Genomic DNA, 24,639 nt, shown 5'->3' with positions numbered 1-24,639 from the left:
TCTTCGCCTGGCCTGGCGCACGCCAAGCCAGGACCGCTTTCATCGCAGATCAGTCCACCAGCTCACGCCAGGAGGTCCGATGGACACTGCCAGAGCCTGAGGACGTTGCCACCGGCGGCGTTTCAACCACGTTGTCGCCATTGCTCTTCTGATAAATGATGCGGGCATTGCCATTGCTGTCCTGCACCCATGTCATGCCCATGATCAATCCGTCGGTGCTCCAGAGTCCTCCGGCCGGGTTGGTGGTGACTACACCGCCATTGGCCACGTTGAGGTAGTAGCGCCAAGCCGTGCCGCCCGATGCGCAGGCATCGCCGTTCGGGATGGCGGTGGCAATCGACAGGGTGCTGTATTGCAGGCCCAGGTTGGTGTTCACGCGTTCACGTGAATGCGGCAGATCGATCCACCATCCTCCCTTGGTCGACCAGTTGACCGCCGTATTGGATACCGAAGCCGCAGTGGCCGTTGCCACAGGGCCGTTCAAGGTAAATGTCTGCCTGACGAAGTTCGCAGTATCGGCGCGCACGTCGCTCCATCCGGTGGCAGTAAGTGTGTCTCTCACCGCATAGATGCTTTGCTGCGTCGAATCCGTGATGTCGGTTGCGCCGAGGTATCGACCTGTCGCAACCACGACCACCGGGCGGCCGGAGATCTCGACGGTTTCCGGTTTGGTGGTGATGGGTTGCGGCGTCGAGGCATCGACCTGGAACTTGGCGAGTCGCATCGCTGCCCGGTTGGGCGGCAGGAGCGCGTCAATATCGAAACGCCAGAGGTTGCCTTGCAAATCGCCGCCATAGAAGCGTTTGGCCGTGTTGTCGCTGGTGCTTTCGATCCAGGCGTTGATCTTTGCCAGGCCGCTCGGATCCGTGCTGCTGCCGTCGCTGGTAGCGATGTCCAGCAGCAGGGCGCCGGTATTGGCATTCAACACGTAGAGGTGACCTTTGCCATCGGCGTTGTTGTAGCCAGAGGCGAAGGTAACGATCCAGGTGCCGTCGCTGCGTTTGGCAATCACCGGGTTGCCGAAGCTGAGGCCCAGGTTGGCGTCGGTGAATTCCCAAAGGGCCTTGGGATCGTTGGGGTCGGTGATGTCGAGTGCGTAATAGCCGCGTCCACCACTGTTGAGACCGCCAACGACGATGGTTTTCCAGGTGGTTCCGACCTTGATGTCGCCCATGACCGGCGCGCCGTCCACGGAGTATTGATGCTTCGATCCGTAGCTCGTGTCGGCCATCTTGTAGAGGTTGGGCATGACTGCGCTCGGTACGTAGGCCCAGAGCTCGGTGCCGCCCGTGTCGTTGGTGGCGGCCGAGAAGGCATGCAACATGCCGTCGTTCGACCCCACATACACCACGGGCGTACGCGCTGCCTTCGCAGTGACGAAATCAGCGTAGCCCGCGTCAGCATACCGGAACGGTGGCTTCCCGACATGGACCGGGGCGCCGTTGATGATGTCGCCCAGCACATGATCGCGTTTGCGATAGAGCGCGGGGATGTTGGTGTTGGACGCGTCGACGCTGGCCGATTCGTGGGTCCGTACGCCGCGCAGGTAGTTGACCAGGTTGGTGCCGTTGTTGGCCAGTGTCTTGTTGCTGGCGGACAGTTGCGAGCACTGCGCTGCAATGAGGCTCTGTCCGCAGAGGTTGTCGAAGTAGCCTTTTTGCGCAGCGCTCAGATTTCCATACTCGAAGCTTCGAAGGGCCGAGCCATCGCTGAAATAGATCCTGCGGGACGAAGGAGTGGTCGCGTCGAGTTTCGCTTGGGCAGACCAGGTGGCGGTACTCGCAATAACACCTGTCGAGCCGTTGATTGAGAAGGCCTGAAGGTCACCGGTCCACAACTGCGTGGTGTAGCTGGCCCGGAAGACCAGGTTGTTGTCGCCGGCCACCAGTTGAAGCGAACTGGTCGAGGCGGTGGCGCCGGAGCCGGCCACTTGCTGCACCGAGGTGACGACACCGTTAATGGCTTCGCTCAGTGCACCGGCATCGAGTGCCGAGTAGTACTGGCCGCGGCCATTGACGGCTGCGTGCCACAGGTCGTCGACGTTGGTGGCGTTGCCACCCTCGCCGTTGTTCAGATCCGCGCCCTCCGGCACAGGCCAAGTCAAGGCGCCGCTGGTCAGGTCGGCGTAGGTGCCGGTGGTCTGGGTCAGGTAGTTCTTGTCGTAAGGCAGCGTGCCGCTCACGCCGAGGCCGATCGTGAACGAGTTCATGTGCTGCCATGCAGCCCTGTCGTTACCGACCGGTCGCACGATGTTGCTGCAAACATCCTGGTTGCTGCCGGAACTGCTTGAGGTGCAATTGCCGAGCGCACTCGTGCGCAGGTCTGTTGCAAAGTAGTATTGGGCAACGTCGGCCAGTGTGTTGCCGGTGCCGCCAGATGTGGACGGCGTTTGAGTGGGTGTGCCTGCAACGGCCGGCTGGCGAACCGGGGGCGAATTGGATGTGACCGCTGGTGTAGACCATGCACTCCAGCCTCCAGGGGCCGGATTCGAATAGGTCGTCTGGTCATCTCCCTTTGCGGTCTGGTAGGTCGAGGTCGATGTCCCAGTTGTGAAACTGCTGTCAACAGTGGGAGGACCATTGCCGGTGAACGTCTCGGTTGGCGTCGCGGTGTTGATCCAGGTGGAGGTGGTGCGCGGGCTGGTGCTTCTGGATGTCTCGACACCATCGGTTGTCACGACCGTCTCGGTGTAGGACTCGGTTGCAGATTGCGGCGTTGTACGGGTCCGGGTTTGCGTCTCGGTGTAGCGCTGATTTGTGCGCGTAGTGACGAGGTACTTCCCCTTGTTCGGATTGTTAGTCTTGGGCGTTGAAGAAACCGTGACGGAGGTGCGCGTCCAGTCTCTGGATTGGGACTGGGTGGAAAGCGCATTCTGGGTCAGCGCCACGGTGTAGGGTGTCACCGTGGTAACGATCAACCGCGTGTCATCCCGCATCGGGCGGGCTTCGCTACCGTCTTGCTGCCCAATTTCGCTGGTACCGTTGAGCTTCAAGCCCTTGGCCTTGTTCCAGTAGCCGTCTGTAGAAAGCAGTGCGTAGTTGCGTTGGCAGGAGTACTGGACTGGATCGTAGCTTTGATCTGGGGCCTTGTTGGCGAAGTAGCGCCCTGCTTTGGACAAGGCTGCGCGCAAGGGTGTCCAGCCATTCGGCGAGGCGTTGTAGAGGCTGCTGTAGAAGTTAGCCTTCTGGTCGCTATCGAAATCCTTGACGTCCCGAAAGTAGTTGCTCCCATCTACAGCAGTTCCATCGCTGATCGTGCTGAAGCCAACGCGATAGCTCGAGTCGAGCACCGAGATCGCCCGCCCCATGGCGGTGCGCATCAACAGGTAGCGCTTGCGGTAGTACGAGTACCAGTTGGCGTAGTTTTGAGCGTCGTTGGAAGCGCTGGTGACCGTGACGAGGGTAAAAACGCCGCTCGACGAGTCAGTCGAGGTTCGGCACTCGTTGTAGAAGGTGTTCCGGACGGCGCCACTGCTGGTGTATACCCAGCCCATTTTGGGCTGCGTGCCGCTGTAGGTGTAGTAGTACCGGTTGTTGAGGTTTGTGGTGCCACTCGACGTGTCATAACCATCGACACGTGCCGCTGTAAAAACTGCATTGGGGTAGGACGTCCCATCAGCGTTGAGCGGTGGCGCATAGGTCATCAACGGATCGTAGGCCACGCCATTGCACTGCGCGGAGCGGTATCCATACCTGCCGTTGCCACTGCCGTTGGACATTTCGTCTGGCATGTAGTCGCTGTCCATGCTTCCCGAGTCATCGAGAACGAACAACAGATTCGGCTTGGCTTGAACCGCAGGGAGTGTTGCCAGCGGCTGGTTCGAGAGGTCGGTGGGTGCCGCTTCGATCACGGGAGCGAACGACCCCAGCAGCAACGCGCAGACCATCACCGCACAACAGATGGCCTGCCTTTTGTACTTGCGGTCGAGGGCAGGATTGGATCTATTTGTCATGATGTTGAGTTCTTTGTGTCTCGCGCCGGAGGAGGCGCTTCCTCATCAGAAATGCACAATGGTTTCGGTGAAGCTGGCGGTGTTGCGCGCGCCCAGCACGCGGACCACGATGCGGTAGTACGGGCCGGATGCACCACCGGGAAACGGCTGTTCGGCGTAGTTCATCTCGCCCTTCTTGCTCACGTTGGCGCCGCCACCTGAAATCGGTTTGGCGCAACTGATACTCGCGTCGGTGACGTAGTTGCCCGGTTTGGAGCACAGTCTGAAGATGACGAATCGGGCGTTGTTGCTGTTGATGACGCCAGCATCCGCCGTGGTGACGGTGCAGCCGTTGTAGGTGCCCGTCGTGGCGGACTGGCAGGTGTTGCCGTCCCAGTCGATCAGTTGGCGGTTGTTGCTTGTCGCGAGTTGCCGGCCAGTGACATCAATGGGCGGTTTTGCAGTGACCCCATCGGCAGCAAGCTCCTGCGTGCTTGCGTAGTAGCCGCTCGATGCCGCATCGGTGTTCAGGCTGGCGCTGTTGGCGGTCAGCCAATCAATGGCCTGGCGTGCAGCCTGGTCTGCTGCAGAGGTGGCGTCCTGCTTGAAGCCCATGTTGCCCAGAAGCAGCGTGCTGGTATCCACCGAACGCACCAGTGCCAACGTTGCAAGCAAAAGCGCAACCAGCGTCAGCAGGGCAAAAAGCAGTGAGACGCCGCGCTGTGCGCGTCGTCGTGGGGAAAGATTCAAAGGCCTGATTTGCATGGCGATGACTCAGGAGTTCCAGAGGACGTTGCGCAGCGGCACGATCGTGTCGTAGACCTTGAAGCGATAGTGTTGCCATTCGGCGACCTGGCTCACTCGCAGTGCAATGCACTTGCTGGTGCCGTGGCAGGTTGCGGTGCCGGCGATGGTGGCGTTGGCACCGACGTCCCATTGGGGGGCATTCGCTGTGACGATCTCTTTCTCGTACTGATTGCTGCGCGCCACCACCGCGATACGGATCGCGAGCACCTGGAGCCAGCCCACGTTGGTGGTCGGCGTCACGTTGTCGTAGGTGTCGACGACGCCGTCGCCATTGGTGTCCTTGCCGTACAGGGCCTGGAGGTTGACGATCTGCGGATAGAGTTCCAACGGCGGATCGGTCAGTGCTCCATTCACCGGAGAGCGTTCGACCATCTGGAGGCTGTGGGCACTGCTGATCGAGTAACTGCGATAGACCATCGAACCCATGTTCAGCAGATAGCTGCCTGACATGTATCCACTCGCCGGAAATATGCTGTTCTGATTCCACTTGCTCGCAGCGGTGGCGGCGTGGGGCACGCGCGTAGGGCCCAGGGTCGTGGCGGGGGATGTGGTGTCGTTGGTCACGCTGAAGAGCGTGCATCCCACGCCGGAACCCTGGAGTTTCGGCACGGCAATCATCATGTTGCCGACCGCGGCGCCCAATGAGGACGCCACTTCGAAATAGTTGCTGGACTGCGGGTGCTCCTCCTTGAGGACCATGGGTACGGAAAAGTTGGTGGTCTGACCCTGCAAGACGGTGATCGTGTCCGGCGCGTCGGTGTCGGTGCTGGTGCCGTTGGTGATGACCACGGGTGCCAGCGGAAAAACGAATGACGCGCCGCCAGCGTCGTACTTCCCCGTCACTGAACAGCCGAGGGCATCCGGGCTGGCGGCCGCACCGTAGCCAGCCATCTGCACATCGCGTTGGAGGGTGAACAGCGACAACGCGCCGTTGACCTGCGCATCGCTGCCCATCGTGATGGAGCGCTTCTTGCCTTCAGCCAGCGCGAGCACCTGGCTGATGACCAGCACTGTGAGAAGTCCCAGGACGAGGCCGACCATGAGCTCGACCAGCGTGAAGCCGCGCTGGGAAGGACACTTGGCGACGGGGGATTGGTGAATGGTGCGCATCTCAGTTCGCAGCCTTGGCGACGGTGGTGTGGGTGACGTACTGATGTGTTTCACCACCCGGCATCGTCCAGCTGATGGTGACGGCGACATCGCCAGAGGTCGCATTGACCGTGACTGCACCGGTCCCACCAGGCAGGCTGCTGCCGACTTTGCTCTGCCATTCGCTGCATCGAGCTTGGGAGGCGCAGCCGGCGCCGTCATAGCTCGCGAGATTGGCAAGATCGGACCACATGCGTCCGTTCAGTTCGCTGGCCAGGTAAGCGGCATCGGCGCGCACCTTGGAAGCGGTTTGGGCGCGTGTCATCGATGCCTGCAGGCCTACCAAGCCGAGCACGCCGAGCATGAAGATCAGCAATGCCACGAGCACTTCGATCAAGGCGATGCCTCGAGCGTGCCGTGCTTGGCGGGACGTGCACCGCATCGGGCGAAGCCGGTCGGTCGCACGCACGCGATTCATTCGATTCAGCATTTACGGGGATCCTTTGCCGCGCTGTCGACGATGGCCGGCTCGCACATGCGCACCGAGCCGGAGGGCGAGACAACGATGCGCAACGCTCGGGCGCCAGTGGTGGTCCCGGTCACGTCAATCTGGCCAATGGCGTCGGTGTTGGCAACGCGTCCGAATCCGTTGAATGTGACGCGCGTGCCCTCGGTCGAGCCGTCAGCGGATTGCACGGCCGCCACTGAGACTCGTCCCCCACTGTCCCCGGATGCGCGTCCTGTGACGATCATGGGGGAGCTGTTCGTGGACGGCGCATCTGCGCAATGTCCGACCGGCGAGTTCACGCTTACGATCCAGGCGCCGCTGGCGCCCGAGAGAGAACAGTCATCGCTCAGCACGGCAGGGTCGTTGAGCGACACCAGCCACAGCGACACGCTCTGATTGCGCCGCACAGCTTCGCCGCGCGCCAGTTGGAGCCCGTTTTGCAGCGAATCGGCAACGTTGCGGATGCGGGTGTTCTCCAGCCATGAGCCGATGCTCGGCATCGCAGCGAAGAGGATCAGCGCCAGCACCGCGATGGTGACGACCAATTCGACCAGTGTGAAGCCGCGTTGACGCACGGTGATCGGCATGGTTCGATCAGCAGGCATTGGCGCTGGTAAGCCAGCACGGTTGCGTCACGGTGCTGCCCTTGAATTGGGTGGTGGCTCGGTCGCCGTTCTGGTTGATGGTGTACGTATGGCCGACCGCCCGTCCCGCGCTGCCTGTGGCAGTGATGACATAGTTCTGCTGGCTGGCGGACGTCGAGCAGGTGTAGCCGAAGTACTTGGCACCGGAAGGCGTAAAGGCGGCCGCCGCGTTGGCGGCGCAATTGGTTCCCGAGGGCCCGTAGTTCCGGTTGTCCTGGTAGTACTGCTCCATCGTCGCCCGATAGGCGGAAAGCGTATTGAACGCCTCAGGCAGTTGCCCGCGTCGAACGTAGTCGTTGTAGCTCGGGAGCGCGATGGCAGCCAGGATGCCGATGACGGCCACGACGATCATGAGTTCGATGAGCGTGAAGCCCTGCAAACTGCGGCGCCGCACGGCCGCCACTTTCACGGCGAATTGTTGTCTGGTCATCGAACAGGCCTCTCGGCTGCCGCTGCGGTGGCCGAGCGGCAGGCAATGGTTATTTAGGATTGTTATAGAGTGTCCATAACTGTTTCTAAATGCAAATCCACTCATCCGCCGCGTGCTGCCACTCATCGGCGATGGCGGGTTGGCATGATGGGTCGATGAATCGCCTTGACGCGTCCTTGCCGGCGCCTCCTCTGCACGCGCCTTCGCGGCTTGCTGAATTCGTCTGTGCCGGCCTCGTGGCCTGGCCCTTTCTTTCCCCGCTGGTGGGCGGCCCCTCGATCAATGTCTGGCAGCAACTGATGTCATGGGGCTGTGTTGCGGGGCTGCTCGCGATGGCGCCGTTCGCCTTTCCCTCGAAGGGACTGCGCGCCGGGCTGGCGGTGATGGCGGTTTTCGTCGTGCTGTCCGCAGCCGTGGGTACCGGAGCCACGCTCTTGCTACCGACCTTGGGCGCTTTGGCGGGGATTGCCACAGCAGCTTGTCTCGGCGCAGGAGTGGCGCAGCAGCGCGGGCCGCTGGGTCACGCGTTGGCCGTCGGGCTGCTCGCCGCCGGTCTGCTCAGCGCCCTCCTGGGCCTGCTCCAGTACTACGGTGTCACTGAGTTCCTTGGTGCGTTGACCTCGTCGCCCACTTCCGGCCGCGGCTGGGGCAACCTCCGCCAGCCCAACCAGTTCGCCACGTTGATCAGTCTGACGCTGGTCGCGGCGCTGTGGTGGCGCGCTACATCGCGGTCACCGCGCATCCGCCGGCTGTTCGTTCCCGCCGGCGGGCTTCTGGTAGCGGCCCTTGTGGCCTCGGGATCACGCACCGGCTTCCTGCAGTTGCTGCTGATCGCCATCGGTACCGCTGCCATGGCGTGGCGGGAGCGTCGCCGGGCGCCGCGGCACGCCGGTCCGGCAGACTTTCGCCTGCCAGCCCCCCCGCTCCTGCTCGCCGCCATCCCGCTGTACGCCGCCCTGCACTGGCTGCTGCCGTACCTGGCCAGCGGCGGTGACGCTGGCCACGCGGTCGCCTCCGGCACCGGCATGCTCCACCGCCTGCAGCCCGCCGCCGTCACCACCGACAGCCGCGTCGTCCTCTGGCACAACGTCCTGACCCTCATCGCCCAACGCCCCCTCGCCGGCTGGGGCTGGGGCGAACTCAGCTTCGCGCACTTCGCCACGCTGTACAGCGGCCCGCGTTTCCCCGTGATCCTCGACAATGCCCACAACCTGCCGCTGCACCTCGCGGTCGAGTTGGGCATTCCGGCGGCGCTGCTCATCTGCGGTGGTTTTCTGTGGATGGTGGGGGCGGCAAAGCCCTGGTGCGAGCGCGACCCCTTGCGGCTGATGGCGTGGGGCCTGCTCGGCGTCATCCTCGTGCACAGCCTGCTCGAGTACCCGCTCTGGTACGGCCCGTTCCAGCTGGTGTTCGGCCTGTGCCTCGGCATCCTGTGGCCGGCATCACCCAAGCGGCCGGAAGCGAGCGGCAAAAAAAAATTGGCCGCATTCGCAGCCGCCGCGACCTGGGTTGTCATCATCGGCTACGCCGCCTGGGACTACACCCGCGTCAGCCAGATCTACCTGCCGCGCGACGCCCGCATGTCGGCCTACCGCGACGACACGCTCGCCAAGCTCCAGGGCTCATGGTTGTTCTCACGCCAGGTGGATTTCGCCGAGGTGACGCTGACAGCCGTCACGCCGGCGAATGCGGCGCACATGCACGAACTGGCCGGGCGGGTGCTGCATTTCTCCCCCGAGCCGCGCGTCATCGTGAAGTTGATCGAAAGCGCCGAGTTGCTGGGCCGCGATGCCGAGGCGCATGCCTGGGCCGAGCGCTTCCGGGTGGCGTTCCCGGCCGCGTTCGCCCGCTGGCTCGACAACCGACCGGACGACGCGCCCGAGCTGTAGCCGCTGGAATTCAGCCCGCCGTCGCGACGTAGCTGCCCGACTTCCCGCCGTGCTTCTCCAGCACATGCACGTCGGTGATCCGCATCCCGCGGTCCACGGCCTTGCACATGTCGTAGATGGTGAGCAGCGCGACCTGCACGGCGGTCAGGGCTTCCATTTCCACGCCGGTCGGGCCGACGGTCTCGACGGTCGCGGTGCAGGCCACCTGCGGCGCCTGGCCGCCCTCGGCGAGCGCGAAGGCCACGGCCACGCGGGTCAGCGCCAGCGGGTGGCACAGCGGGATCAGGTCGCTGGTCTTCTTGGCCGCCTGGATGCCGGCGATGCGCGCGATGCCCAGCACGTCGCCCTTCTTGGCGGTGCCCGATTCGATCAGCGCCAGCGTCGCAGGCTGCATCTCGATGCGGCCAGTGGCCACGGCCACGCGGTGGGTGGCGGGCTTGGCCGCCACGTCGACCATGTGGGCCTGGCCCTGGGCGTCAAAATGGGTGAGGGTGCTCATCGGTGAACGTTCGTTTTGAAGATGCATCATACGAGCCCGAGCCACAGACGAGGAATGCCGCGCTTGACTCCCTCTTCCCACAAGAAAACCCGCCCGACGCCCCTCCGGCATGCGGTGTGCGCTACCTTTTTGATAGCTTCCCAGGTGCTGCTGCCGGCCCCCGCGCTGGCGCAGGTGCAGCAGATCCTGCCGGGCCTCGGTGACGGCGGCGAGATGACGGCCAGTGCCGAGCGCCGGCTGGGCGACCAGATCGTGCGCGAGCTGTACCGCGACACCGACTACATCGACGACCCGGTGATCGCCGCCTACGTGCAGGACATCTGGCAGCGCCTGCTGGCCGCCGCGCGCGCGCGCGGCGAGCTCACGCCCGAACTCGACGAGCGCTTCGCCTGGACCATCCTGCTGGGACGCGACCGCAACATCAACGCCTTCGCGCTGCCGGGCGGCTACCTCGGGCTGAACCTGGGGCTGCTGGCCGCGGTCGGCAGCCGCGACGAGTTGGCGACGGTGCTCGGGCACGAGCTGTCGCATGTCACGCAGCGCCACATCTCGCGCATCATGAGCAAGCAGGGCAAGCAGATGCCCCTGATGATCGCCGGCCTGATCCTCGGGATGATCGCGGCCAGCAAGAGCCGCAACGCCGACGCCGGCCAGGCCGTGATCATGGGCAGCCAGGCGCTGTTCATGCAGAACCAGCTGAGCTTCTCGCGCGACATGGAGCGCGAGGCCGACCGCATCGGTTTCGGCGTGATGACGCAGGCGGGCTTTGCGCCGCAGGGCGCCGCGGCGATGTTCGAGAAGCTGCAGTACGCCTCGCGCCTGAACGACAACGGCTCGTACCCCTACCTGCGCAGCCACCCGCTGACGACCGAGCGCATCTCGGACATGCAAGGGCGGTTCCAGTTCCGCGCCGACGCCGCGCCGCCGGTGGTGCCGTTGGTCATGGACCACGCGATGGTCGCCTCGCGCGCCCGCGTGCTGACGCGCCCGGGCGTCGACGTGCTGCGGCTGTGGGTCAATGCTGCGTCGAGCGGCGAGTTCGCGGGCAGTTCACCGGCCCAGCAGGCGGGCACGCTCTACGCGGCGGCGATGGCGGCCAAGGAGCTGCGCGATTTCAAGGCGGCGCGCGCGCTGGCCGAGCGGCTCGTGGCCCGCACGGCCGACGATGCGGCCGCGAGCAAGCAGGCGCGCTGGCTGCAGGCGGAGATCGAACTCGCGGCCGGCGGCGCTTCTCGCGCGGCGGCACTGCTCGACGCCAAGTCGAAGGAGCGGCCCGAGATGATCCTCGCGGCCGAAGCGGCGATCGCCCAGCGCCAGCCCGCGCCGATGGTGCCCGTGCTGCGCGACTGGGTGGCCGTTCATCCGCGCGATGCCACGGCCTGGCGCACGCTGGCCAATTTGTACGGGGCGCAGAACGACACGCTGCGCGCCATTCGTGCCGATGCCGAGGCCAACGTGGCGATCCTCGACTACCCGGCGGCGCGCGACCGCTTCAAGGCGGCGCAGGAGCTGGTCCGCAAGTCGGGCGCGCCCATCGACCACTACGAGGCATCGATCATCGACACGCGCGCACGCGCCGTCGACGTGCTGGTCAAGCAGCAGGCCGAGGAGCCGCCGCTGAAGTAGTGAAGCGTCGAGGGGCGGCGCTCAGCGCCGGGAGGACAGCAGCCCGCCCAGTGCGCTCTCGATGAGCAGCCCGAGCAGCGAATAGATCAGCGAGCCCAGCAGCGCGGCGAGGAAGCCGTTCACATGGAAACCGCCGAGCAGGCCCGAGGCGGCCCAGAACAGCAGGGCGTTGATCACGAACAGGAACAACCCGAGCGTGACGATGGTGACCGGCAGCGTCAGGATCACCAGCACCGGCCGCACGACCATGTTGAGCAGGCCGATCACGGCCGCCGCGAGCAGCGCCGCACCGAAACTCTGGACCTGGACGCCGCTGTAGAGGTAGGCGACCGCGAGCAGCGCGACGGCGCTGAGCAGCCATTTGAGGAGGATGCGCATGCGCCGCAGGATACCCCACGGGCCCGCACAAAAGAACAAGCCCCGCTGCGTTGCCGCAGCGGGGCTTGTGTCGGTTCGGGAGGGCGTGTGGCCCCGCCCCGGGCTTACTCGGCCAGCTCGTTGGCCAGCACCAGCAGTGCGCCCATGCCCATCACGGCGCCGGGAAAGGCCCAGCCCGATTGCTTGGGCGGGGTCTGGTCGGGCGTGACCGGTTCCAGGTCGACGCCGATCTTCGGGCGGCGCGCATCGACCACGTGGGTGGCCGCGTGCTCGCGCTTGAGTTGCTGCGTCAGGTCGGTCAGCGGGCCCTTGGCCAGCACCGCCGTCACCTGGCCGCCGTTGCGTTCGAGCAGCGGCAGCATCTGCGCCTGCACCTTGCTGAACCACTTGGCGCGCCAGTTCTCGCGCGCGCTGTGGCTCACCCACTTGCTGATCCGGTGTGTCATGCGCGGCGCGCAGGCCACGAGCACCCAATGGCGCGCCACGACGTTGTCGGCATCCGGCGCCAGTTCGGCGAACTGCTCGCTGGCATAGACGGCGTCGTCGACGTAAAGAATGATCTTTTCCATGAGTGCTCTCCTTTGATAGTTAGAGTGACAGAGACCGGATTGATGCAAGAAGTTTCAGTGCGGGGCGTTTATCGTTCAACGAACGCTCAGTGGGCCGGGGTGGCGGGGGCCGGCTTGCGCGAAGCCACCCACTTGCCGATCGCCAGCACCAGCAGCGCACCGATGATGCCGGCGGCGTACTTGATGGTGTCGGTCTGCGGCACCTTCGGCACCCAGGTCCAGTTGGCGGGGTTCGCCAGGGCCGGGTCGGACACGGCCATCGTGCCGGCGATCCAGCCCAGCAGCATGCCGCCCAGCGTGATGATCATCGGGAAGCGGTCCATCAGCTTGATGACCAGCTGGCTGCCCCAGACGATGATCGGGATGCTCACGAGCAGACCGAAGATCACCAGCGGCATCTGGTGGCCGTCGCCCGCGCCTTGTGCGGCACCGGCGATGGCGATCACGTTGTCCACGCTCATGACCAGGTCGGCCACGATCACGGTCTTCACGGCGCCCCAGAGGCGGTCGCTGCCGGCGATGTTGCCGTGCGCGTCGTCATGGTCGGGAGCCAGCAGTTTCACGCCGATCCACAGCAGCAGGATCGCGCCCACCAGCTTCAGGAACGGAATCGCGAGCAGCGTGAGTGCGAAGAAGATCAGGATCACGCGCAGCACGATGGCGCCGGCGGTACCCCACAGGATGCCCTGGGTGCGTTGCGCGGGCGGCAGCTTGCGACAGGCCAGCGCGATGACGACGGCGTTGTCGCCGCCCAAAAGAATGTCGATCATGATGATCTGACCGACCGCGACCCAGAATTCCGGGGCCATGAACTGTTCCATAGATTCCTCTTTGTCTTGGCGCCACGCCCGCAGCTCCCTGATGGGACCACGACGGGCAGCGGCATGCCGATGCGTTTCGATTCACCCTGCACGGGTGCGGTCGAAAGCGGGGGAGCGAAGGCCGGGTGACACCGGGGACTTGCGAACGCTTCGACCAAACCTGCGCAGGTTCAAATCGAAGGTCTCGCTCGACAACAGCAAGCGCGCCGACCTGCGTCCGCGCGTGTGTCGCCCGACAGGCCGGAAGTGTTGTGCTTCGTATTGACGACCTGACGATTCACGCTGCCCGGGGACAGCGATCGGGAGCTACTCCCCTTCGTGGGCGGGATTAGAGCATTGAAGACCGCGCCGAGGCAACCAAAAGTTTTCTTTACATTTGAAGGCAAATGTCCGGAGGGGCGCATGCAGCGGGCACTTGATGCTCCATTTTTGGGAGCGCCTATGGCCCTAGGAAGGAGCGGGACATTGCGGGACTATGATCGCCGCTCGCTGTTTTTTCACTCTCCATGGCCGCCATCCACATCACCGACATCGAGGCCGCCATCAACCACTGGCGCGAGAAGTCTCCCTCGCCCGACGGCATCACGCTGGCGCCCGAATTGCGCGCGCTGGCCGAGGTCTACGCGCTCATGGTCTTCCACCACGAAGACGAGGTCGACGAGGTCGGCTTTCCCGCCAAGGCCTGGGCCGCCTGGCTCGACTGGTACCACAGCACGCCCGACACGCCCTGCATCGCGATCTGCTCGACCAGCCAGGGCGACGACGAGTGCAAGGGCTGCGGCCGCAGCTTCGACGAGGTGCAGTACTGGCCGGCCATGACGCCGGTCGAGAAGCGCGTCACCTGGCGCCGCATCACCATGGAAGACTCGGCCTGGCGCTTCAACCGCTATGCCGAGCGCGCACGCGAAGCCGAGCCGACCGCTGCAGAGACCGAGTTCGACCCGGACGACGAGAAGAACTGGGCCCCCTGACCATGCGCCGCCTCGCGCAAGCCCCCAACCTCGCGATTGCGACCGTGTGGGCGCACGCCTTGCGCGAGGAGGGTGTGGCCGCGACGGTGCAGCGCGAATTCCTCGGCGCGGTCATGGGCCAGCTGCCGCCCGACCAGTGCCTGCCTGAGATCTGGATCGACGACGAATCGCAGTACGAGCTCGCGAAGCGCCTGCTGCACGAACTGCAGAACCGCCCGCAGCGCAGCTGGCTGTGCGTGTGCGGCGAGCAGGTCGAAGGCGGCTTCGAGCAGTGCTGGCAGTGCGGCGAGATGATGCCGGCGGCCTAGCCGCGCGGGCTCTTCACTTCCACTTGAGCAGTTCGACGTCGATGCTGTTCACGCCGTCGCCCAGCGTCAGCGTGCTTTCCTGGATCGTCGCCTGCAGCTGCATGCTGCGCTGCGCCAGCCTGGCGAGCGCCTGCGAGGCCTCGGTCGGCACGCGGTAGACCTTCAGGTTCTGCGGCCGCGTGAGCTTGCTCTCGATGACGCGCCACCAGATCTCGGCCGCGTGGTTGAAGCAGTAGACGATCACCTCGTCCGCCTTGCCGCAGGCCTTGATGATGGGCTTGTCCTCGGGCTGGCCGACCTCGATCCAGATCTTGGTCTGGCCCGTGAAGTCGCGCAGCCACACGTCAGGCTCCTCGACGTTCGACAGGCCCGCGCCGAAGGCCAGCGTGCCGTCGCCGTTGCAGATGTCCTGCAGCTGGTGCGCGTTGAGCGCGAGCGCGACCAGCCGGATCATCATCCGCTCGTCGGTCTCGCTGGGGTGGCGCGCCAGGGTCAGCGCATGGTCGGCGTAGTAGCCGTGGTCGATGTCGGCCACCGCGAGGGTGGCCTTGAAGATGGTGGATTTGAGAGCCATGGGTGCGCGAGTGTATGCGCGCGCCCCTTCGGCCTCAGAACGCCAGCGACGCCTGCAGGTACACCGTGCGCGGCTGGCCCACGTACTTGCCGCCGTTGTTGTCGACCGAACGGTTGTAGTAGCGGCGGTCGAACAGGTTCTTCACGCCCACGGCCAGCTTCAGGTGGCTCAGCGACGGGCCGAAGTCGTAGGCGGCGCGCAAGTTCACCGTGCCGTAGCCCGGGATGTCGCCCAGCCGCCCGCTCGCGTCTTCCACGGTGATGTACCTGGCGCCGTCGTCCGGCGAGCCCGGCGAACGCTGCTTCGATTGCGCGTAGAGGTCGGCGTTGAGCGTCCACGGCCCGCGCTCGTAGCGCGCGCCGAGCGTCGCGACATGGCGCGAGTAGAAGGGCAGGTCGCGCCCCGCGAACACGCCCGCCTTCGAGGTGGCCTGCGTGTACGTGTAGGTGCCCGACACCGACAGCCCCTTGAGCGCGTCGCTCAGGCTGCCCAGGTCGTAGCGCAGCGCCGACTCCAGCCCGCGGTGGCGCGTGGCGCCCAGGTCGGTCCACTGGCCGACGTCGCCGGTGATGGAGCGCGCCAGCTGCAGCTCCTTGTCGAAGTTGATGTTGAACAGCGTCAGTTCGCCGCTCCACGATTTGCCCTTGTACTTGGTGCCGATCTCGTAGGTCTTGGCTTTTTCGGGGTGCAGGCTGGTGGTCGACTGCGCGAGCTGGGCGTACTGCTGCGGCCCGAACGACACGCCGGCATTGGCGAACAGCGTCCAGCGCTCGCTCATGCGGTAGAGCACCGACAGCGTGGGCAGCACCTCGTTGGAGTCGATCTTCGGGTAGATCGCGTTGGTGATGCGGTTGTTGGCCACGGTGAACACGTCGTTGTGCGAGCGGAAGGATTCGTAGCGCACGCCGGGTGTGACCGTCCAGTTGCCGAAGTCGATGCGGTCGTCGATGTAGAACGCGTGCGCGGTCGTGCCGCCCTTGCTGGTCTGGTACGCGGGCTGCGCGAGCGCGTAGGCGTCGAAGCCCGGCGCCGGCCGGTAGTAGCTGCTGCGCGTGGCCGTTTCGGAGGCCTCTTCCTTCAGGTAGCGTGCGCCGATGCTGATTTCCTGCACCACGCTGCCCGAGTCGATCAGGCGCGAGTAGCGGGGCTCGAAGGCGTAGGTCTTGTAGTTGCGCGGTGCGGTGGTCAGGCGGCGGCGGTTGGCGTTGGCGCCCGTGCCTTCCTGCTCGAGGTAGCTGCTGCGGTACGAGTCCGTGTAGTAGGTCAGCATCTCGAACTTGTTCACGCCGTCGTTGTGCGTGTACCTGAGCGAGCCGTCGGTGCGGCGGCCCGTGAACTCGTCGTAGGGGCGGTCCGACTGGAACGGGTTGGCCGCGAACTGCGCCGTCGTCAGGCCGCCGGGCATGCGCCCCTTGCCTTCGAAGTGGTGCAGCGAGATCGCGATGTCGTCGGTCTTCGAGATTCGGTAGGCGCCCTTGAGCATCAGGTCGTCGATGCTGGTCTTGTCGTTGCCCTGGCGCCAGCCGTCGCCATGCGTGCCCGAGTACAACAGCGCCAGGCCCAGGCCGTTCTCGTTGGTGCCGCCGATGAACAGGTTGGGCGTGCTCTTGGTGCCGCCGCCGTGGCCGGCGCTCTCCACGCCCACGCCGACTTCGCCCGCGAACTGCTTGGGGATCGAGCGCGTCACGAAGTTGATGATGCCGCCCACGTTCTGGGGGCCGTAGCGCACCGAGCCCGCGCCGCGCACCACGTCGACCGCCTCGAGGCTGCCCAGCGACACCGGTGCCAGCGACAGCTGCGGCTGGCCGTAGGGCGCGTAGGCCAGCGGCACGCCGTCCAGCAACACGGTCGAGCGCGGCGACAACCGCGAGGTCAGGCCGCGCACGCCCACGTTGAGCGAGATGTCGCTGCCGCCGGTGCCGTTGCTCTCCTGCACCTGCACGCCGGGCACCTGGCGCAGCACGTCGCGCACGCTGGCCGAGCCGCTTTCCTGGATCTGCTGGCGCTCCACGATGCTGCGCGCGCCGGCGTGCTCGAGCACCTTGGTCTCGGTGGGCGTGCCGAGCCAGTCGCCGGTGACGGTGATGGCCTCGAGCGACTTCGACGGCTCGGCGTCGGCCGCGAAGCTGTGCAGGCTCAGGGGCAGCAGGGCCAGGGCGATGGCGGTTTTTTTGTGCGGGAACAAGGGAGTCCTCCTCGATGTATTTGTGATGGATGAAGGGATGGGATGTGTGCGTCGTTCAGGGCGCCGCGCCGCGCGACAGTGCCTGGCTGCGCGCGGCCGCAGCCACCGCACGCCGGCGCCACCAGAGCCACACGCCGCTCAGGCCGAGACCGGCCAGCGCCAGGCCCAGCAGCGCGGTGACCGCCTGGTGCACCACGCCGCCGAGCACGCCGGTGTGCAGCGGATAGATCACGACCACCGCGCCGTTGCCGGTGTCCATGTCCTGCCAGCGGCGCACGCCGAGCAGCTCGCCCGTGACCGGGTGCACCCACACCGAGCCGATGCCGTTCGGGTGCGGGTCGTCGGCGAGCCGGAAGCGCACGCGCAGCGGCCGGTCCGCGCGGCCGGGCACCTGCACGTAGCCGATGGGCTGGCCGGGGAACACGGCCTGCGCGCGGGCGACGAGGTCGTCGAGCGGCAGGCGAGGGCCGGTGGAAGTGCCCTTGGGCACGATCGGCGCCTTGGCCGGCGTCTGTCCGAGGGTGGTCGAGATGAAACCGCCCAGCGGCCGCCAGGCCATGTAGGCGCCGGTGAAGACCGACACCGCGATCAGAAGCCCGAGCACGACACCGCCGGTGCGGTGCAGGTCGAACAGCCCGCGCAGCAGGCCGCGGTCCAGCACGATGCGCAGCGAGGGCGGCCAGCGCGCCGGCCACCACAGCACCACGCCGGTGACCAGCAGGAACAGGTACGCCAGCGCGGCGATGGCGAGGATGCCCTTGCCCGTGTCTTCCAGCAGCAGGCTGCTGTGCAGCTCGAACAGCAGGTTGTAGGCGCCTTCGTGCGTGCCGCGGCGCCCCTGTTCGGCGCCGGTGGCGGGGTCGAGGTAGAGCGTGCCGTCCCACGGGCCGCGCACCAGCACCCAGAGCGTGTCGCCGGGCTGGCGTGGCGGGCGCAGCGTGAAGTTGGTGTCGGGGCCGAACTCGGCGAGCAGGCGCTGGCGCAGCGGCTCCAGCGGTGTCGAGTCCGTGTTGCTGCCGCTTCGCGCCGTGAAGAACTCAGGATGGCCGGCGCGGTCGAGCGGCAGCGCCACCACCAGCACGGCGCCCAGGAGCGCCGTGAGGGCGAGCAGCGGCCCGAGCGTGAGGCCGATCCATCGGTGGAGCGTGAGCCAGAGGCGTCTCAGTGGGGCGCGCCGCATGAACAACGGGGACGTCGGGGCGTCCCGTCAGGGTTGTCGGCTGGCGTGCCCTGCACAGGGCACGTTGGCTGGAAGGTATCGCTGGGCGAACGAGGCGCACCGGCCGTGGGCGGCACGGGCCGGCGGATCGTCGCGGGGGAAGCCTAAATTCTACGGGCCAGCTCGGTCGCCTTGCCGGTGTAGCTGGCAGGCGTCATGGCCAGGAGGCGGGTCTTCTCTTCCTCGGGAATGGCCAGCGAGCGGATCAGCCCGTGCAGCGCCTCGGCCGTCACGGTCTTGCCGCGCGTGACTTCCTTGAGCTGCTCGTAGGCGCCCTGCACGCCGAAGCGGCGCATCACGGTCTGGATCGGCTCGGCCAGCACTTCCCACGAGGCCTCGAGGTCGTCGGCCAGCGCTTCCTGGTTGATCTCGAGCTTGCCCAGGCCCGTGGCCAGGCTCGCGTAGGCCAGCGTGGCGTAGCCGAAGGCCACGCCGATGTTGCGCAGCACCGTGCTGTCGGTCAGGTCGCGCTGCCAGCGGCTGATGGGCAGCTTCTCGCTCAGGTGGCGCAGCACCGCGTTGGCCAGGCCCAGGTTGCCTTCGGCGTTCTCGAAGTCGATCGGGTTGACCTTGTGCGGCATGGTCGAGGAGCCGATCTCGCCCTTCTTCAGGCGCTGCTTGAAGTAGCCCAGGCTCACATAGCCCCAGATGTCGCGCGAGAAGTCGACCAGGATGGTGTTGACGCGCGCCACGGCGTCGAACAGCTCGGCCATGTAGTCGTGCGGCTCGATCTGGATGCTGTACGGCTGGAAGCTCAGGCCCAGGCCCAGCGGCGCGGGCGTCTCCACGACCTTGCGGCTGAAGGCTTCCCAGTCGAACTCGGGCCAGGCGGCCAGGTGGGCGTTGTAGTTGCCCACGGCGCCGTTCATCTTGCCCAGCAGTTGCACGGCGGCGATTTGCGCGCGGGCCTTGGTCAGGCGCACCGCCACGTTGGCGATTTCCTTGCCGACGGTGGTCGGGCTGGCGGTCTGGCCGTGCGTGCGCGAGAGCATCGACACGTCGGCGAACTGGTGCGCCATTTCGCGCAGCTTGGCGATCAGGCCGTCGATGGCCGGCAGCACCACGGTGTCGCGCGCGGCCTGGATCTGCAGGGCGTGGCTGGTGTTGTTGATGTCCTCGCTGGTGCAGGCGAAGTGCACGAATTCGGCGGCGGCCAGCAGCTCCGGCCGGGCTTCGAACTTCGACTTGATCCAGTATTCGACGGCCTTCACGTCGTGGTTGGTGGTCTTCTCGATGTCCTTGATGGCCAGCGCGTCGGCCTCGGAGAAGTGCGACACCAGCCCCATCAGGTACTTGCGGGCGCCGCCCGTGAGGGGCTTGAACTCCGCGAAGCCGCAGTCGGACAGCGCGATGAACCAGGCCACCTCCACCTGCACGCGACGGTGCATATAGCCCTGTTCGCTCATCAGCGGGCGCAAGGCCGCGAGTTTGGCCGCATAGCGGCCGTCAAGGGGGGAGAGGGCGGAGACGGTGGAAAAGCTCATGCCCGAATTTTAGGCGGCTGCCGGGTGGCCGCGCCGCGGGGGAATTCGGGCGCCGTCTTTTTCCCTTCACCTAAAATGCCTGCGAACAAACGTTAACAAGCGATGGGGAGAGAGCCTTCATGAAACTGATCGGATCCGCCGCCAGCCCGTATGTGCGCAAGGTGCGCGTGGTGCTGGCCGAAAAGCGGCTCGACTACCAGTTCGTGATCGAAGACGTCTGGTCCGCAGACACCACGATCGCCCATTCGAACCCGCTGGGCAAGGTGCCGTGCCTGATCATGGAAGGCGGCGAGGCGATGTTCGATTCGCGCGTCATCGTCGAATACATCGACACCCTGTCGCCCGTGGGCAAGCTCATTCCGCAGCAAAGCCGCGAGCGCGCCGAGGTCAAGACCTGGGAAGCGCTGGCCGACGGCGTCATGGACGCCGGCGTGCTGTGGCGCCTCGAAGCCACCTGGACCGGCCGCGCCGACGCCGAGCGCAGCGCCGCCTGGATCGAGCGCCAGCGCGCCAAGGTCCAGGCCGGCGTGGCCGCCATGGCCAAGGGCCTGGGCGACAAGCCCTTCTGCAGCGGCATCCACCTGAGCCTGTCCGACATCGCGGTCGGCTGCGCGCTGGGCTGGCTGGGGCTGCGTTTTCCCGAGATCGACTGGCGCGGCGACCACGCCAACCTGGCCAAGTTGTACGACAAGCTCATGCTGCGGCCGAGCTTCATCGACACCCAGCCCTGAAACGACAAAGCGCCCCGTGGGGCGCTTTTTTCTTGGGGCCCTTCGGGCCACCGCATGCGGGAAGGCCGAGGGGGCGCTGCGTCATCGCGGGCCCCGCTGTCGGCGGGAAGACAAAAATGCTGCGAGGCGCCCCGACACGAAGGAGGGAGGGAGGGAGGAGGAGAAGAATCGCCTCGGGATTTCAACCGGACGGCAGGCGCCCGGAAGACCTCGCAACATGAAAACCTGTGGGCCTTGGCCGCCCACGCTCAAGTATGAGCGCGGTGCCGCCGCACGGTTCCCGTTCGAGTGGTAAACGTTTGTGACTCAAAGTTCACATTGCAGGGCCGGTCAGTCGCCGCTGGGGCCGAGCTGTTTCTCGATCACCTGGATGAAGCCGTTCTCGTCGGGCGCCGTCATGCTCGACCACGCCTGCACCACCTTGCCGTCGCGCCCGATCAGGTACTTGTAGAAGTTCCACTTCGGCGTCGTGCCCGAGGCCTGCGCGAGCTGCTTGAACAGCGGGTTGGCGTCGGTGCCGCGCACCGACGACTTGGCGAACATCGGGAATTTCACGCCGAAGGTGCTTTCGCAGAAATCGGCGATTTCCTTGTTGGAGCCCGATTCCTGGGAGAAATCGTTCGACGGGAAGCCCAGCACCACCAGGCCGCGGGCGCGGTACTTCATGTCCAGCGCCTCCAGCCCCTTGTACTGCGGGGTGAAGCCGCAAAAACTGGCCGTATTGACCACCAGGACCACTTTTCCGGAGTACTGGCAAAGGTTCTGGGGCTTTTCATCCTGCAGCCGCGGGAAGCTGTGCTGCAGGATCGCCGGGCATCCGGTGGCGCCGCCCACCGCGGGCGCGGCAGGGGCTGCGGGGGCCGTCTGGGCACCCGCCGACAGGGCGGCGGACAGGCCCGCCACGAGGGAAAAGGCCGTGGCGCAACGTCGCAGCATCGACAATCGGGCGGGGGTTCGCATGACGGGCTCCTGGATCGAAAAGGGGGGTGTGCATCTATGGCGCGGGCGCGCGCGCAAGCACATCATCGCGCGTCTGTCACGGGCGCGCCAAACGGCCCGACTAAAATCGGCGGCCATTGAAAGACTTTGATGCTCTACCCGGAACTCTTCAGACAACTCGAATCCGTCCGCTGGGACATGGACAAGGACATCCCCTGGCAGTCGTTCGACGCTTCCTTGCTGACTGAAGAGCAGGCGCAGACCATCAAGATGAATGCCATCACCGAGTGGTCGGCGCTGCCGGCCACCGAGATGTTCCTGCGCGACAACCGCCACGATAGCGACTTTTCGGCGTTCATGTCGATCTGGTTCTTCGAAGAGCAGAAGCACTCGCTGGTGCTCATGGAGTACCTGAAGCGCTTCAGCCCGCAGCACGCGCCCACCGAGCAGGAGCTGCACGAGGTGCGCTTCGACTTCGACCCGGCGCCCCCGCTCGAAACCCTCATGCTGCACTTCTGCGGCGAGATCCGCCTGAACCACTGGTACCGCCGCGCCGCCCAGTGGCACACCGAGCCGGTCATCAAGCACATCTACACCACGCTGAGCCAGGACGAAGCCCGCCACGGCGGCGCCTACCTGCGCTACATGAAGCGCGCCATGGAAAAGTTCGGCGACGAAGCCCGTGCCGCCTTCACCAAGGTCGGCGTGCTCATGGCCAGCGCGCGCCGCACCGCCCAGGCGCTGCACCCGACCAACCTGCACGTGAACAAGGCGCTGTTCCCGAACGACACCATCCAGAGCCGCATGCCCGATCCCGACTGGCTCGAGCACTGGCTGGACAAGCAGATCAAGTTCGACGCCGGCTGGGAAACCAAGGTCGGCGAGCGCATCCTGCACAACCTGAGCCTGCTGATGAACCGCAGCTTCAAGACCGTGCAGGAGCTGAACCGCTACCGCAAGGAAGTCTCGGCCACGCTGGGCCCCAAGCCCGAATACCAGGGCGCCTGAGCCGCCCCCAAGATCTAAAAAATCGCCCCGCATGCCGGGGCGGTTTTTTTTGGGCGCGAGCTGTCACAACGCGGTGACGTCAAACGTCTAATCGGGCATGGACGACCCGACCCTCACCTTCGACAGCCACCGCCGCCGCCTCCAGGGCATCGCCTACCGCATGCTCGGCTCCGTGGCCGAGGCCGAAGAGGTGGTGCAGGACGCCTGGCTGCGCTGGCACGAGGCCGACAAGGCCAGTTTCGACAGTGCCGAAGCCTGGCTCGTGACCGTCGTCACGCGCCTGTCGATCGACCGGCTGCGCAGCGCCAAGGTCCAGCGCGAGCACTACATCGGCCCGTGGATGCCCGAGCCCACGCTCACCGGGTCGCCCGACACGCCCGAGGAAACGCTCGAGCGCGTCGACAACATCTCCGTCGCCTTCCTGGCCGTGCTCGAGCGCCTGGCGCCCGAGGCGCGCGCCGCCTTCCTCATGCGCGAGGTGTTCGACGCCGACTACGACGAGATCGCCCAGACCCTCGGCAAGAGCGAGGCCGCCTGCCGCCAGCTGGTGCACCGCGCCAAGGCCCAGGTGCAGGAGGCGCGCCCGCGCTTCCAGGTCTCGCGCGACACCCACCAGCGCCTGCTGCGTGCCTTTGCCGACGCTGCCGCGCGCGGCAGCATGCAGGACCTGAAGGCGCTGATGGCGGAAGACGTCGAACTCATCGGCGACGGCGGGGGCAAGGTGCAGACCTTCAGCAAGATCCTGCGCGGCAGCCAGCGGCTGGCGCAGCTGTACTTCTCGCTCTGGCGCCGCATGGGCGCCGGCGTGCACATGGAACTGGTCGAGCTCAACGGCGAGCCCGGCATGCTGCGCTTTCTGGACGGCGAACTCGAATCGGCCCAGACCTTCGAGATCGAGGGCGAGCGCATCGTGCGCATCCGCGCCCAGCGCAACCCCGACAAGCTGGCGCGCATCGCCCAACTGTTCGCGGCCAAACGGGGCGGTTGAAGAAAAAATTCGCGCGGCCTGTCACAGGGCCGGTGGCCGGCGCGTCTTCAGGGTGTAGCAAGCAGATTTCGCTGTTTTCCTTCAACCACCCTGGAGTACATCTCATGAGCCAAGCCCCCGCCCTCCGTCTCGCCTGGACCAAGTTCGCCCCGAAGTCCTTCCAGGCCATGATCGCCGTCAACGGCAGCTTCGAGTCGAGCACGCTCGGCAAGGTGCTGATCGACCTCGTCTTTGCCCGCGTCTCGCAGATCAACGGCTGCGCCTACTGCCTGGACATGCACGTGCGCGACCTGCGCGTGCAGGGCGAAGACTGGCAGCGCATCAACAGCCTCGCCACCTGGCGCGAAGTGAGCCTCTTCAACGAACGTGAGCGTGCGGCACTCGACTGGGCCGAAACGCTCACGCGCCTGGCCGACCACCACGCCGATCGCGATGCCGAGTTCGAAGCCCTGAAGGCCGTGTTCAGCGACCAGGAAATCGTCGAGCTCTCGCTCGCCGTGGCGCAGATCAACGCCTGGAACCGCCTCGGTGTGGGCCTGCGTTCGCAGGTCGTGGCCAAGGCGATGCCCTGAACCTCAGCGCCGCTCGACCACCATCGGCGCGATGCGCAGGTTGTCGCGCAGCTGCGTGACGGCCTCGCCCGCCGCATTGCGTGACGGGAACGGCCCGGCCTGCAGGCGGTGCGTGCCGGCTTCGCTGAACACGCGCAGCTGCGGCGCCAGCGTGGGCAGGCCACGTGCGGCCTGGCTTCTCAGGGTCTCGGCGCCGTCGCGTTCTCGGAACGCGCCGAGCTGCACCCAGAAACCGGCGGCAGCGGAAGAGGGTGCCGAGGGGGCCGCAGGCGCGGCGAGCGGGGCCAGCGGCGCAAGGTCGGTCACCACCATCGCTTCACGCGGTCCGGCCGGTGCCTCGGGTTCCGACGGTGCCGCGGCCATCACCGGCGTCTGCGGTGCCACGGGCATCGTCGCGGCGGGGGCAGCAGCGGCCGTCATCGCGACCGGCGCGACCCAGGCCGACGGCACGGCCACCGGCGCCGCCGCC

At 66.0% G+C, this 24,639-nt stretch carries 24 protein-coding genes; 8 read left to right on the top strand and 16 right to left on the bottom strand.

Translation table 11 applies throughout. The features are described 5' to 3' along the window. Positions 1-49: 49 nt before the first annotated feature. Genes VBO01S_RS31825 through VBO01S_RS14290 form a run of 6 tightly spaced genes read right to left on the bottom strand, consistent with a single transcriptional unit; the run spans position 50 to position 7,409 of the window. Complete coding sequence (locus VBO01S_RS31825) at positions 50-3,952, bottom strand: pilus assembly protein (RefSeq protein ID WP_082818136.1); 3,903 nt, start codon at positions 3,950-3,952, stop codon at positions 50-52. 45 nt (positions 3,953-3,997) lie between these two features. After that, on the bottom strand, positions 3,998-4,696 hold the full coding sequence (locus tag VBO01S_RS14310; protein ID WP_157627368.1) for a pilus assembly protein PilX: 699 nt from the start codon (positions 4,694-4,696) through the stop codon (positions 3,998-4,000). A gap of 9 nt (positions 4,697-4,705) precedes the next feature. Beyond that, complete coding sequence (locus tag VBO01S_RS14305) at positions 4,706-5,848, bottom strand: PilW family protein (RefSeq protein ID WP_062475302.1); 1,143 nt, start codon at positions 5,846-5,848, stop codon at positions 4,706-4,708. A 1-nt stretch (position 5,849) separates the two neighbouring features. Beyond that, positions 5,850-6,269 (bottom strand): type IV pilus modification PilV family protein, encoded by a 420-nt coding sequence (locus VBO01S_RS14300; protein WP_492698622.1) that lies wholly within the window; start codon positions 6,267-6,269, stop codon positions 5,850-5,852. 41 nt (positions 6,270-6,310) lie between these two features. Then, the gene (locus VBO01S_RS14295; RefSeq protein ID WP_062475297.1) at positions 6,311-6,922 is read right to left on the bottom strand and encodes a GspH/FimT family pseudopilin; all 612 of its coding nucleotides are present in this window, start codon (positions 6,920-6,922) and stop codon (positions 6,311-6,313) included. Positions 6,923-6,929: 7 nt separating this feature from the next. Next, positions 6,930-7,409: a type IV pilin protein gene (locus VBO01S_RS14290; RefSeq protein WP_082818134.1), complete on the bottom strand. Its 480-nt coding sequence runs from the start codon at positions 7,407-7,409 to the stop codon at positions 6,930-6,932. Between the two features lie 155 nt (positions 7,410-7,564). Here VBO01S_RS14290 and VBO01S_RS14285 point away from each other — a divergent pair, with 155 nt between their 5' ends. Then, positions 7,565-9,298 carry a PglL family O-oligosaccharyltransferase gene (locus VBO01S_RS14285; RefSeq protein WP_082818133.1) on the top strand — a complete coding sequence of 578 codons (1,734 nt, stop codon included), beginning with the start codon at positions 7,565-7,567 and terminating at the stop codon, positions 9,296-9,298. A 10-nt stretch (positions 9,299-9,308) separates the two neighbouring features. Here VBO01S_RS14285 and moaC read toward each other — a convergent pair whose 3' ends face one another. Next, positions 9,309-9,797: a cyclic pyranopterin monophosphate synthase MoaC gene (gene moaC, locus VBO01S_RS14280; RefSeq protein ID WP_062475294.1), complete on the bottom strand. Its 489-nt coding sequence runs from the start codon at positions 9,795-9,797 to the stop codon at positions 9,309-9,311. Between the two features lie 54 nt (positions 9,798-9,851). On the opposite strand from moaC, the gene VBO01S_RS14275 reads away from it, so the two are divergent. Beyond that, on the top strand, positions 9,852-11,423 hold the full coding sequence (locus tag VBO01S_RS14275; RefSeq protein WP_062475290.1) for a M48 family metalloprotease: 1,572 nt from the start codon (positions 9,852-9,854) through the stop codon (positions 11,421-11,423). A gap of 21 nt (positions 11,424-11,444) precedes the next feature. On the opposite strand, the gene VBO01S_RS14270 is transcribed toward VBO01S_RS14275, so the two are convergent. The 3 genes from VBO01S_RS14270 to VBO01S_RS14260 form a co-directional block, all read right to left on the bottom strand. Beyond that, positions 11,445-11,801, bottom strand: a complete 357-nt coding sequence (locus tag VBO01S_RS14270) for a phage holin family protein (protein ID WP_062475287.1) — start codon at positions 11,799-11,801, stop codon at positions 11,445-11,447. Between the two features lie 104 nt (positions 11,802-11,905). Beyond that, entirely contained in the window at positions 11,906-12,370 is a 465-nt protein-coding gene (locus VBO01S_RS14265) for a hypothetical protein (RefSeq protein ID WP_062475284.1), read from the bottom strand. 86 nt (positions 12,371-12,456) lie between these two features. Continuing rightward, entirely contained in the window at positions 12,457-13,191 is a 735-nt protein-coding gene (locus tag VBO01S_RS14260) for a TerC family protein (RefSeq protein WP_062475282.1), read from the bottom strand. Between the two features lie 506 nt (positions 13,192-13,697). Between VBO01S_RS14260 and VBO01S_RS14255 the strand changes: the two genes are divergently transcribed. Then, the gene (locus VBO01S_RS14255) at positions 13,698-14,162 is read left to right on the top strand and encodes a DUF3717 domain-containing protein (RefSeq protein ID WP_062475279.1); all 465 of its coding nucleotides are present in this window, start codon (positions 13,698-13,700) and stop codon (positions 14,160-14,162) included. Between the two features lie 2 nt (positions 14,163-14,164). Beyond that, a complete protein-coding gene (locus VBO01S_RS14250) occupies positions 14,165-14,470 on the top strand; it encodes a putative signal transducing protein (RefSeq protein WP_062475276.1) in 306 nt (101 codons plus the stop codon). Between the two features lie 13 nt (positions 14,471-14,483). Here VBO01S_RS14250 and VBO01S_RS14245 read toward each other — a convergent pair whose 3' ends face one another. From VBO01S_RS14245 to purB, 4 genes are all read right to left on the bottom strand, one after another. After that, the gene (locus VBO01S_RS14245; protein ID WP_062475273.1) at positions 14,484-15,044 is read right to left on the bottom strand and encodes a YaeQ family protein; all 561 of its coding nucleotides are present in this window, start codon (positions 15,042-15,044) and stop codon (positions 14,484-14,486) included. Between the two features lie 34 nt (positions 15,045-15,078). Continuing rightward, positions 15,079-17,229, bottom strand: a complete 2,151-nt coding sequence (locus tag VBO01S_RS14240; RefSeq protein WP_062475270.1) for a TonB-dependent receptor family protein — start codon at positions 17,227-17,229, stop codon at positions 15,079-15,081. A 55-nt stretch (positions 17,230-17,284) separates the two neighbouring features. Further along, positions 17,285-18,409 carry a PepSY-associated TM helix domain-containing protein gene (locus tag VBO01S_RS14235; protein ID WP_062475350.1) on the bottom strand — a complete coding sequence of 375 codons (1,125 nt, stop codon included), beginning with the start codon at positions 18,407-18,409 and terminating at the stop codon, positions 17,285-17,287. Between the two features lie 143 nt (positions 18,410-18,552). Next, entirely contained in the window at positions 18,553-19,932 is a 1,380-nt protein-coding gene (purB, locus tag VBO01S_RS14230) for an adenylosuccinate lyase (protein ID WP_062475267.1), read from the bottom strand. Positions 19,933-20,051: 119 nt separating this feature from the next. Between purB and VBO01S_RS14225 the strand changes: the two genes are divergently transcribed. Next, complete coding sequence (locus VBO01S_RS14225; RefSeq protein ID WP_062475264.1) at positions 20,052-20,663, top strand: glutathione S-transferase N-terminal domain-containing protein; 612 nt, start codon at positions 20,052-20,054, stop codon at positions 20,661-20,663. A 330-nt stretch (positions 20,664-20,993) separates the two neighbouring features. Here VBO01S_RS14225 and VBO01S_RS14220 read toward each other — a convergent pair whose 3' ends face one another. Further along, positions 20,994-21,623 carry a glutathione peroxidase gene (locus tag VBO01S_RS14220; protein WP_062475261.1) on the bottom strand — a complete coding sequence of 210 codons (630 nt, stop codon included), beginning with the start codon at positions 21,621-21,623 and terminating at the stop codon, positions 20,994-20,996. A 129-nt stretch (positions 21,624-21,752) separates the two neighbouring features. Between VBO01S_RS14220 and VBO01S_RS14215 the strand changes: the two genes are divergently transcribed. From VBO01S_RS14215 to VBO01S_RS14205, 3 genes are all read left to right on the top strand, one after another. Beyond that, positions 21,753-22,610 carry a ferritin family protein gene (locus tag VBO01S_RS14215; RefSeq protein WP_062475258.1) on the top strand — a complete coding sequence of 286 codons (858 nt, stop codon included), beginning with the start codon at positions 21,753-21,755 and terminating at the stop codon, positions 22,608-22,610. Between the two features lie 97 nt (positions 22,611-22,707). Continuing rightward, the gene (locus VBO01S_RS14210) at positions 22,708-23,598 is read left to right on the top strand and encodes an RNA polymerase sigma-70 factor (protein ID WP_062475255.1); all 891 of its coding nucleotides are present in this window, start codon (positions 22,708-22,710) and stop codon (positions 23,596-23,598) included. A 104-nt stretch (positions 23,599-23,702) separates the two neighbouring features. Beyond that, entirely contained in the window at positions 23,703-24,170 is a 468-nt protein-coding gene (locus VBO01S_RS14205; protein ID WP_062475252.1) for a carboxymuconolactone decarboxylase family protein, read from the top strand. Between the two features lie 3 nt (positions 24,171-24,173). Here the strand turns inward: VBO01S_RS14205 and VBO01S_RS14200 are convergent. Then, positions 24,174-24,639, bottom strand: a 466-nt coding sequence (locus VBO01S_RS14200; RefSeq protein WP_169805053.1) for an SPOR domain-containing protein, incomplete at its 5' end; no start/stop codon positions are given.

This window comes from Variovorax boronicumulans NBRC 103145 (assembly GCF_001591345.1).
In the GTDB taxonomy this organism is placed as follows: Bacteria; Pseudomonadota; Gammaproteobacteria; order Burkholderiales; family Burkholderiaceae_C; genus Variovorax; species Variovorax boronicumulans.
This window is presented reverse-complemented; position numbering and strand designations above follow the sequence as displayed.

Coding starts and splice junctions, on each gene's coding strand:
- VBO01S_RS14205 (WP_062475252.1), top strand. CDS start 23,703: ATGAGCCAAGCCCCCGCCCTCCGTCTCGCCTGGACCAAGTTCGCCCCG.
- VBO01S_RS14220 (WP_062475261.1), bottom strand. CDS start 21,623: ATGCGAACCCCCGCCCGATTGTCGATGCTGCGACGTTGCGCCACGGCC.
- VBO01S_RS14260 (WP_062475282.1), bottom strand. CDS start 13,191: ATGGAACAGTTCATGGCCCCGGAATTCTGGGTCGCGGTCGGTCAGATC.
- VBO01S_RS14215 (WP_062475258.1), top strand. CDS start 21,753: ATGCTCTACCCGGAACTCTTCAGACAACTCGAATCCGTCCGCTGGGAC.
- VBO01S_RS14285 (WP_082818133.1), top strand. CDS start 7,565: ATGAATCGCCTTGACGCGTCCTTGCCGGCGCCTCCTCTGCACGCGCCT.
- VBO01S_RS31825 (WP_082818136.1), bottom strand. CDS start 3,952: ATGACAAATAGATCCAATCCTGCCCTCGACCGCAAGTACAAAAGGCAG.
- VBO01S_RS14250 (WP_062475276.1), top strand. CDS start 14,165: ATGCGCCGCCTCGCGCAAGCCCCCAACCTCGCGATTGCGACCGTGTGG.
- VBO01S_RS14270 (WP_062475287.1), bottom strand. CDS start 11,801: ATGCGCATCCTCCTCAAATGGCTGCTCAGCGCCGTCGCGCTGCTCGCG.
- VBO01S_RS14290 (WP_082818134.1), bottom strand. CDS start 7,409: ATGACCAGACAACAATTCGCCGTGAAAGTGGCGGCCGTGCGGCGCCGC.
- VBO01S_RS14295 (WP_062475297.1), bottom strand. CDS start 6,922: ATGCCGATCACCGTGCGTCAACGCGGCTTCACACTGGTCGAATTGGTC.
- VBO01S_RS14265 (WP_062475284.1), bottom strand. CDS start 12,370: ATGGAAAAGATCATTCTTTACGTCGACGACGCCGTCTATGCCAGCGAG.
- VBO01S_RS14235 (WP_062475350.1), bottom strand. CDS start 18,409: ATGCGGCGCGCCCCACTGAGACGCCTCTGGCTCACGCTCCACCGATGG.
- moaC (WP_062475294.1), bottom strand. CDS start 9,797: ATGAGCACCCTCACCCATTTTGACGCCCAGGGCCAGGCCCACATGGTC.
- VBO01S_RS14275 (WP_062475290.1), top strand. CDS start 9,852: ATGCCGCGCTTGACTCCCTCTTCCCACAAGAAAACCCGCCCGACGCCC.
- VBO01S_RS14210 (WP_062475255.1), top strand. CDS start 22,708: ATGGACGACCCGACCCTCACCTTCGACAGCCACCGCCGCCGCCTCCAG.
- VBO01S_RS14255 (WP_062475279.1), top strand. CDS start 13,698: ATGGCCGCCATCCACATCACCGACATCGAGGCCGCCATCAACCACTGG.
- purB (WP_062475267.1), bottom strand. CDS start 19,932: ATGAGCTTTTCCACCGTCTCCGCCCTCTCCCCCCTTGACGGCCGCTAT.
- VBO01S_RS14225 (WP_062475264.1), top strand. CDS start 20,052: ATGAAACTGATCGGATCCGCCGCCAGCCCGTATGTGCGCAAGGTGCGC.
- VBO01S_RS14310 (WP_157627368.1), bottom strand. CDS start 4,696: ATGCAAATCAGGCCTTTGAATCTTTCCCCACGACGACGCGCACAGCGC.
- VBO01S_RS14245 (WP_062475273.1), bottom strand. CDS start 15,044: ATGGCTCTCAAATCCACCATCTTCAAGGCCACCCTCGCGGTGGCCGAC.
- VBO01S_RS14305 (WP_062475302.1), bottom strand. CDS start 5,848: ATGCGCACCATTCACCAATCCCCCGTCGCCAAGTGTCCTTCCCAGCGC.
- VBO01S_RS14300 (WP_492698622.1), bottom strand. CDS start 6,269: ATGCGGTGCACGTCCCGCCAAGCACGGCACGCTCGAGGCATCGCCTTG.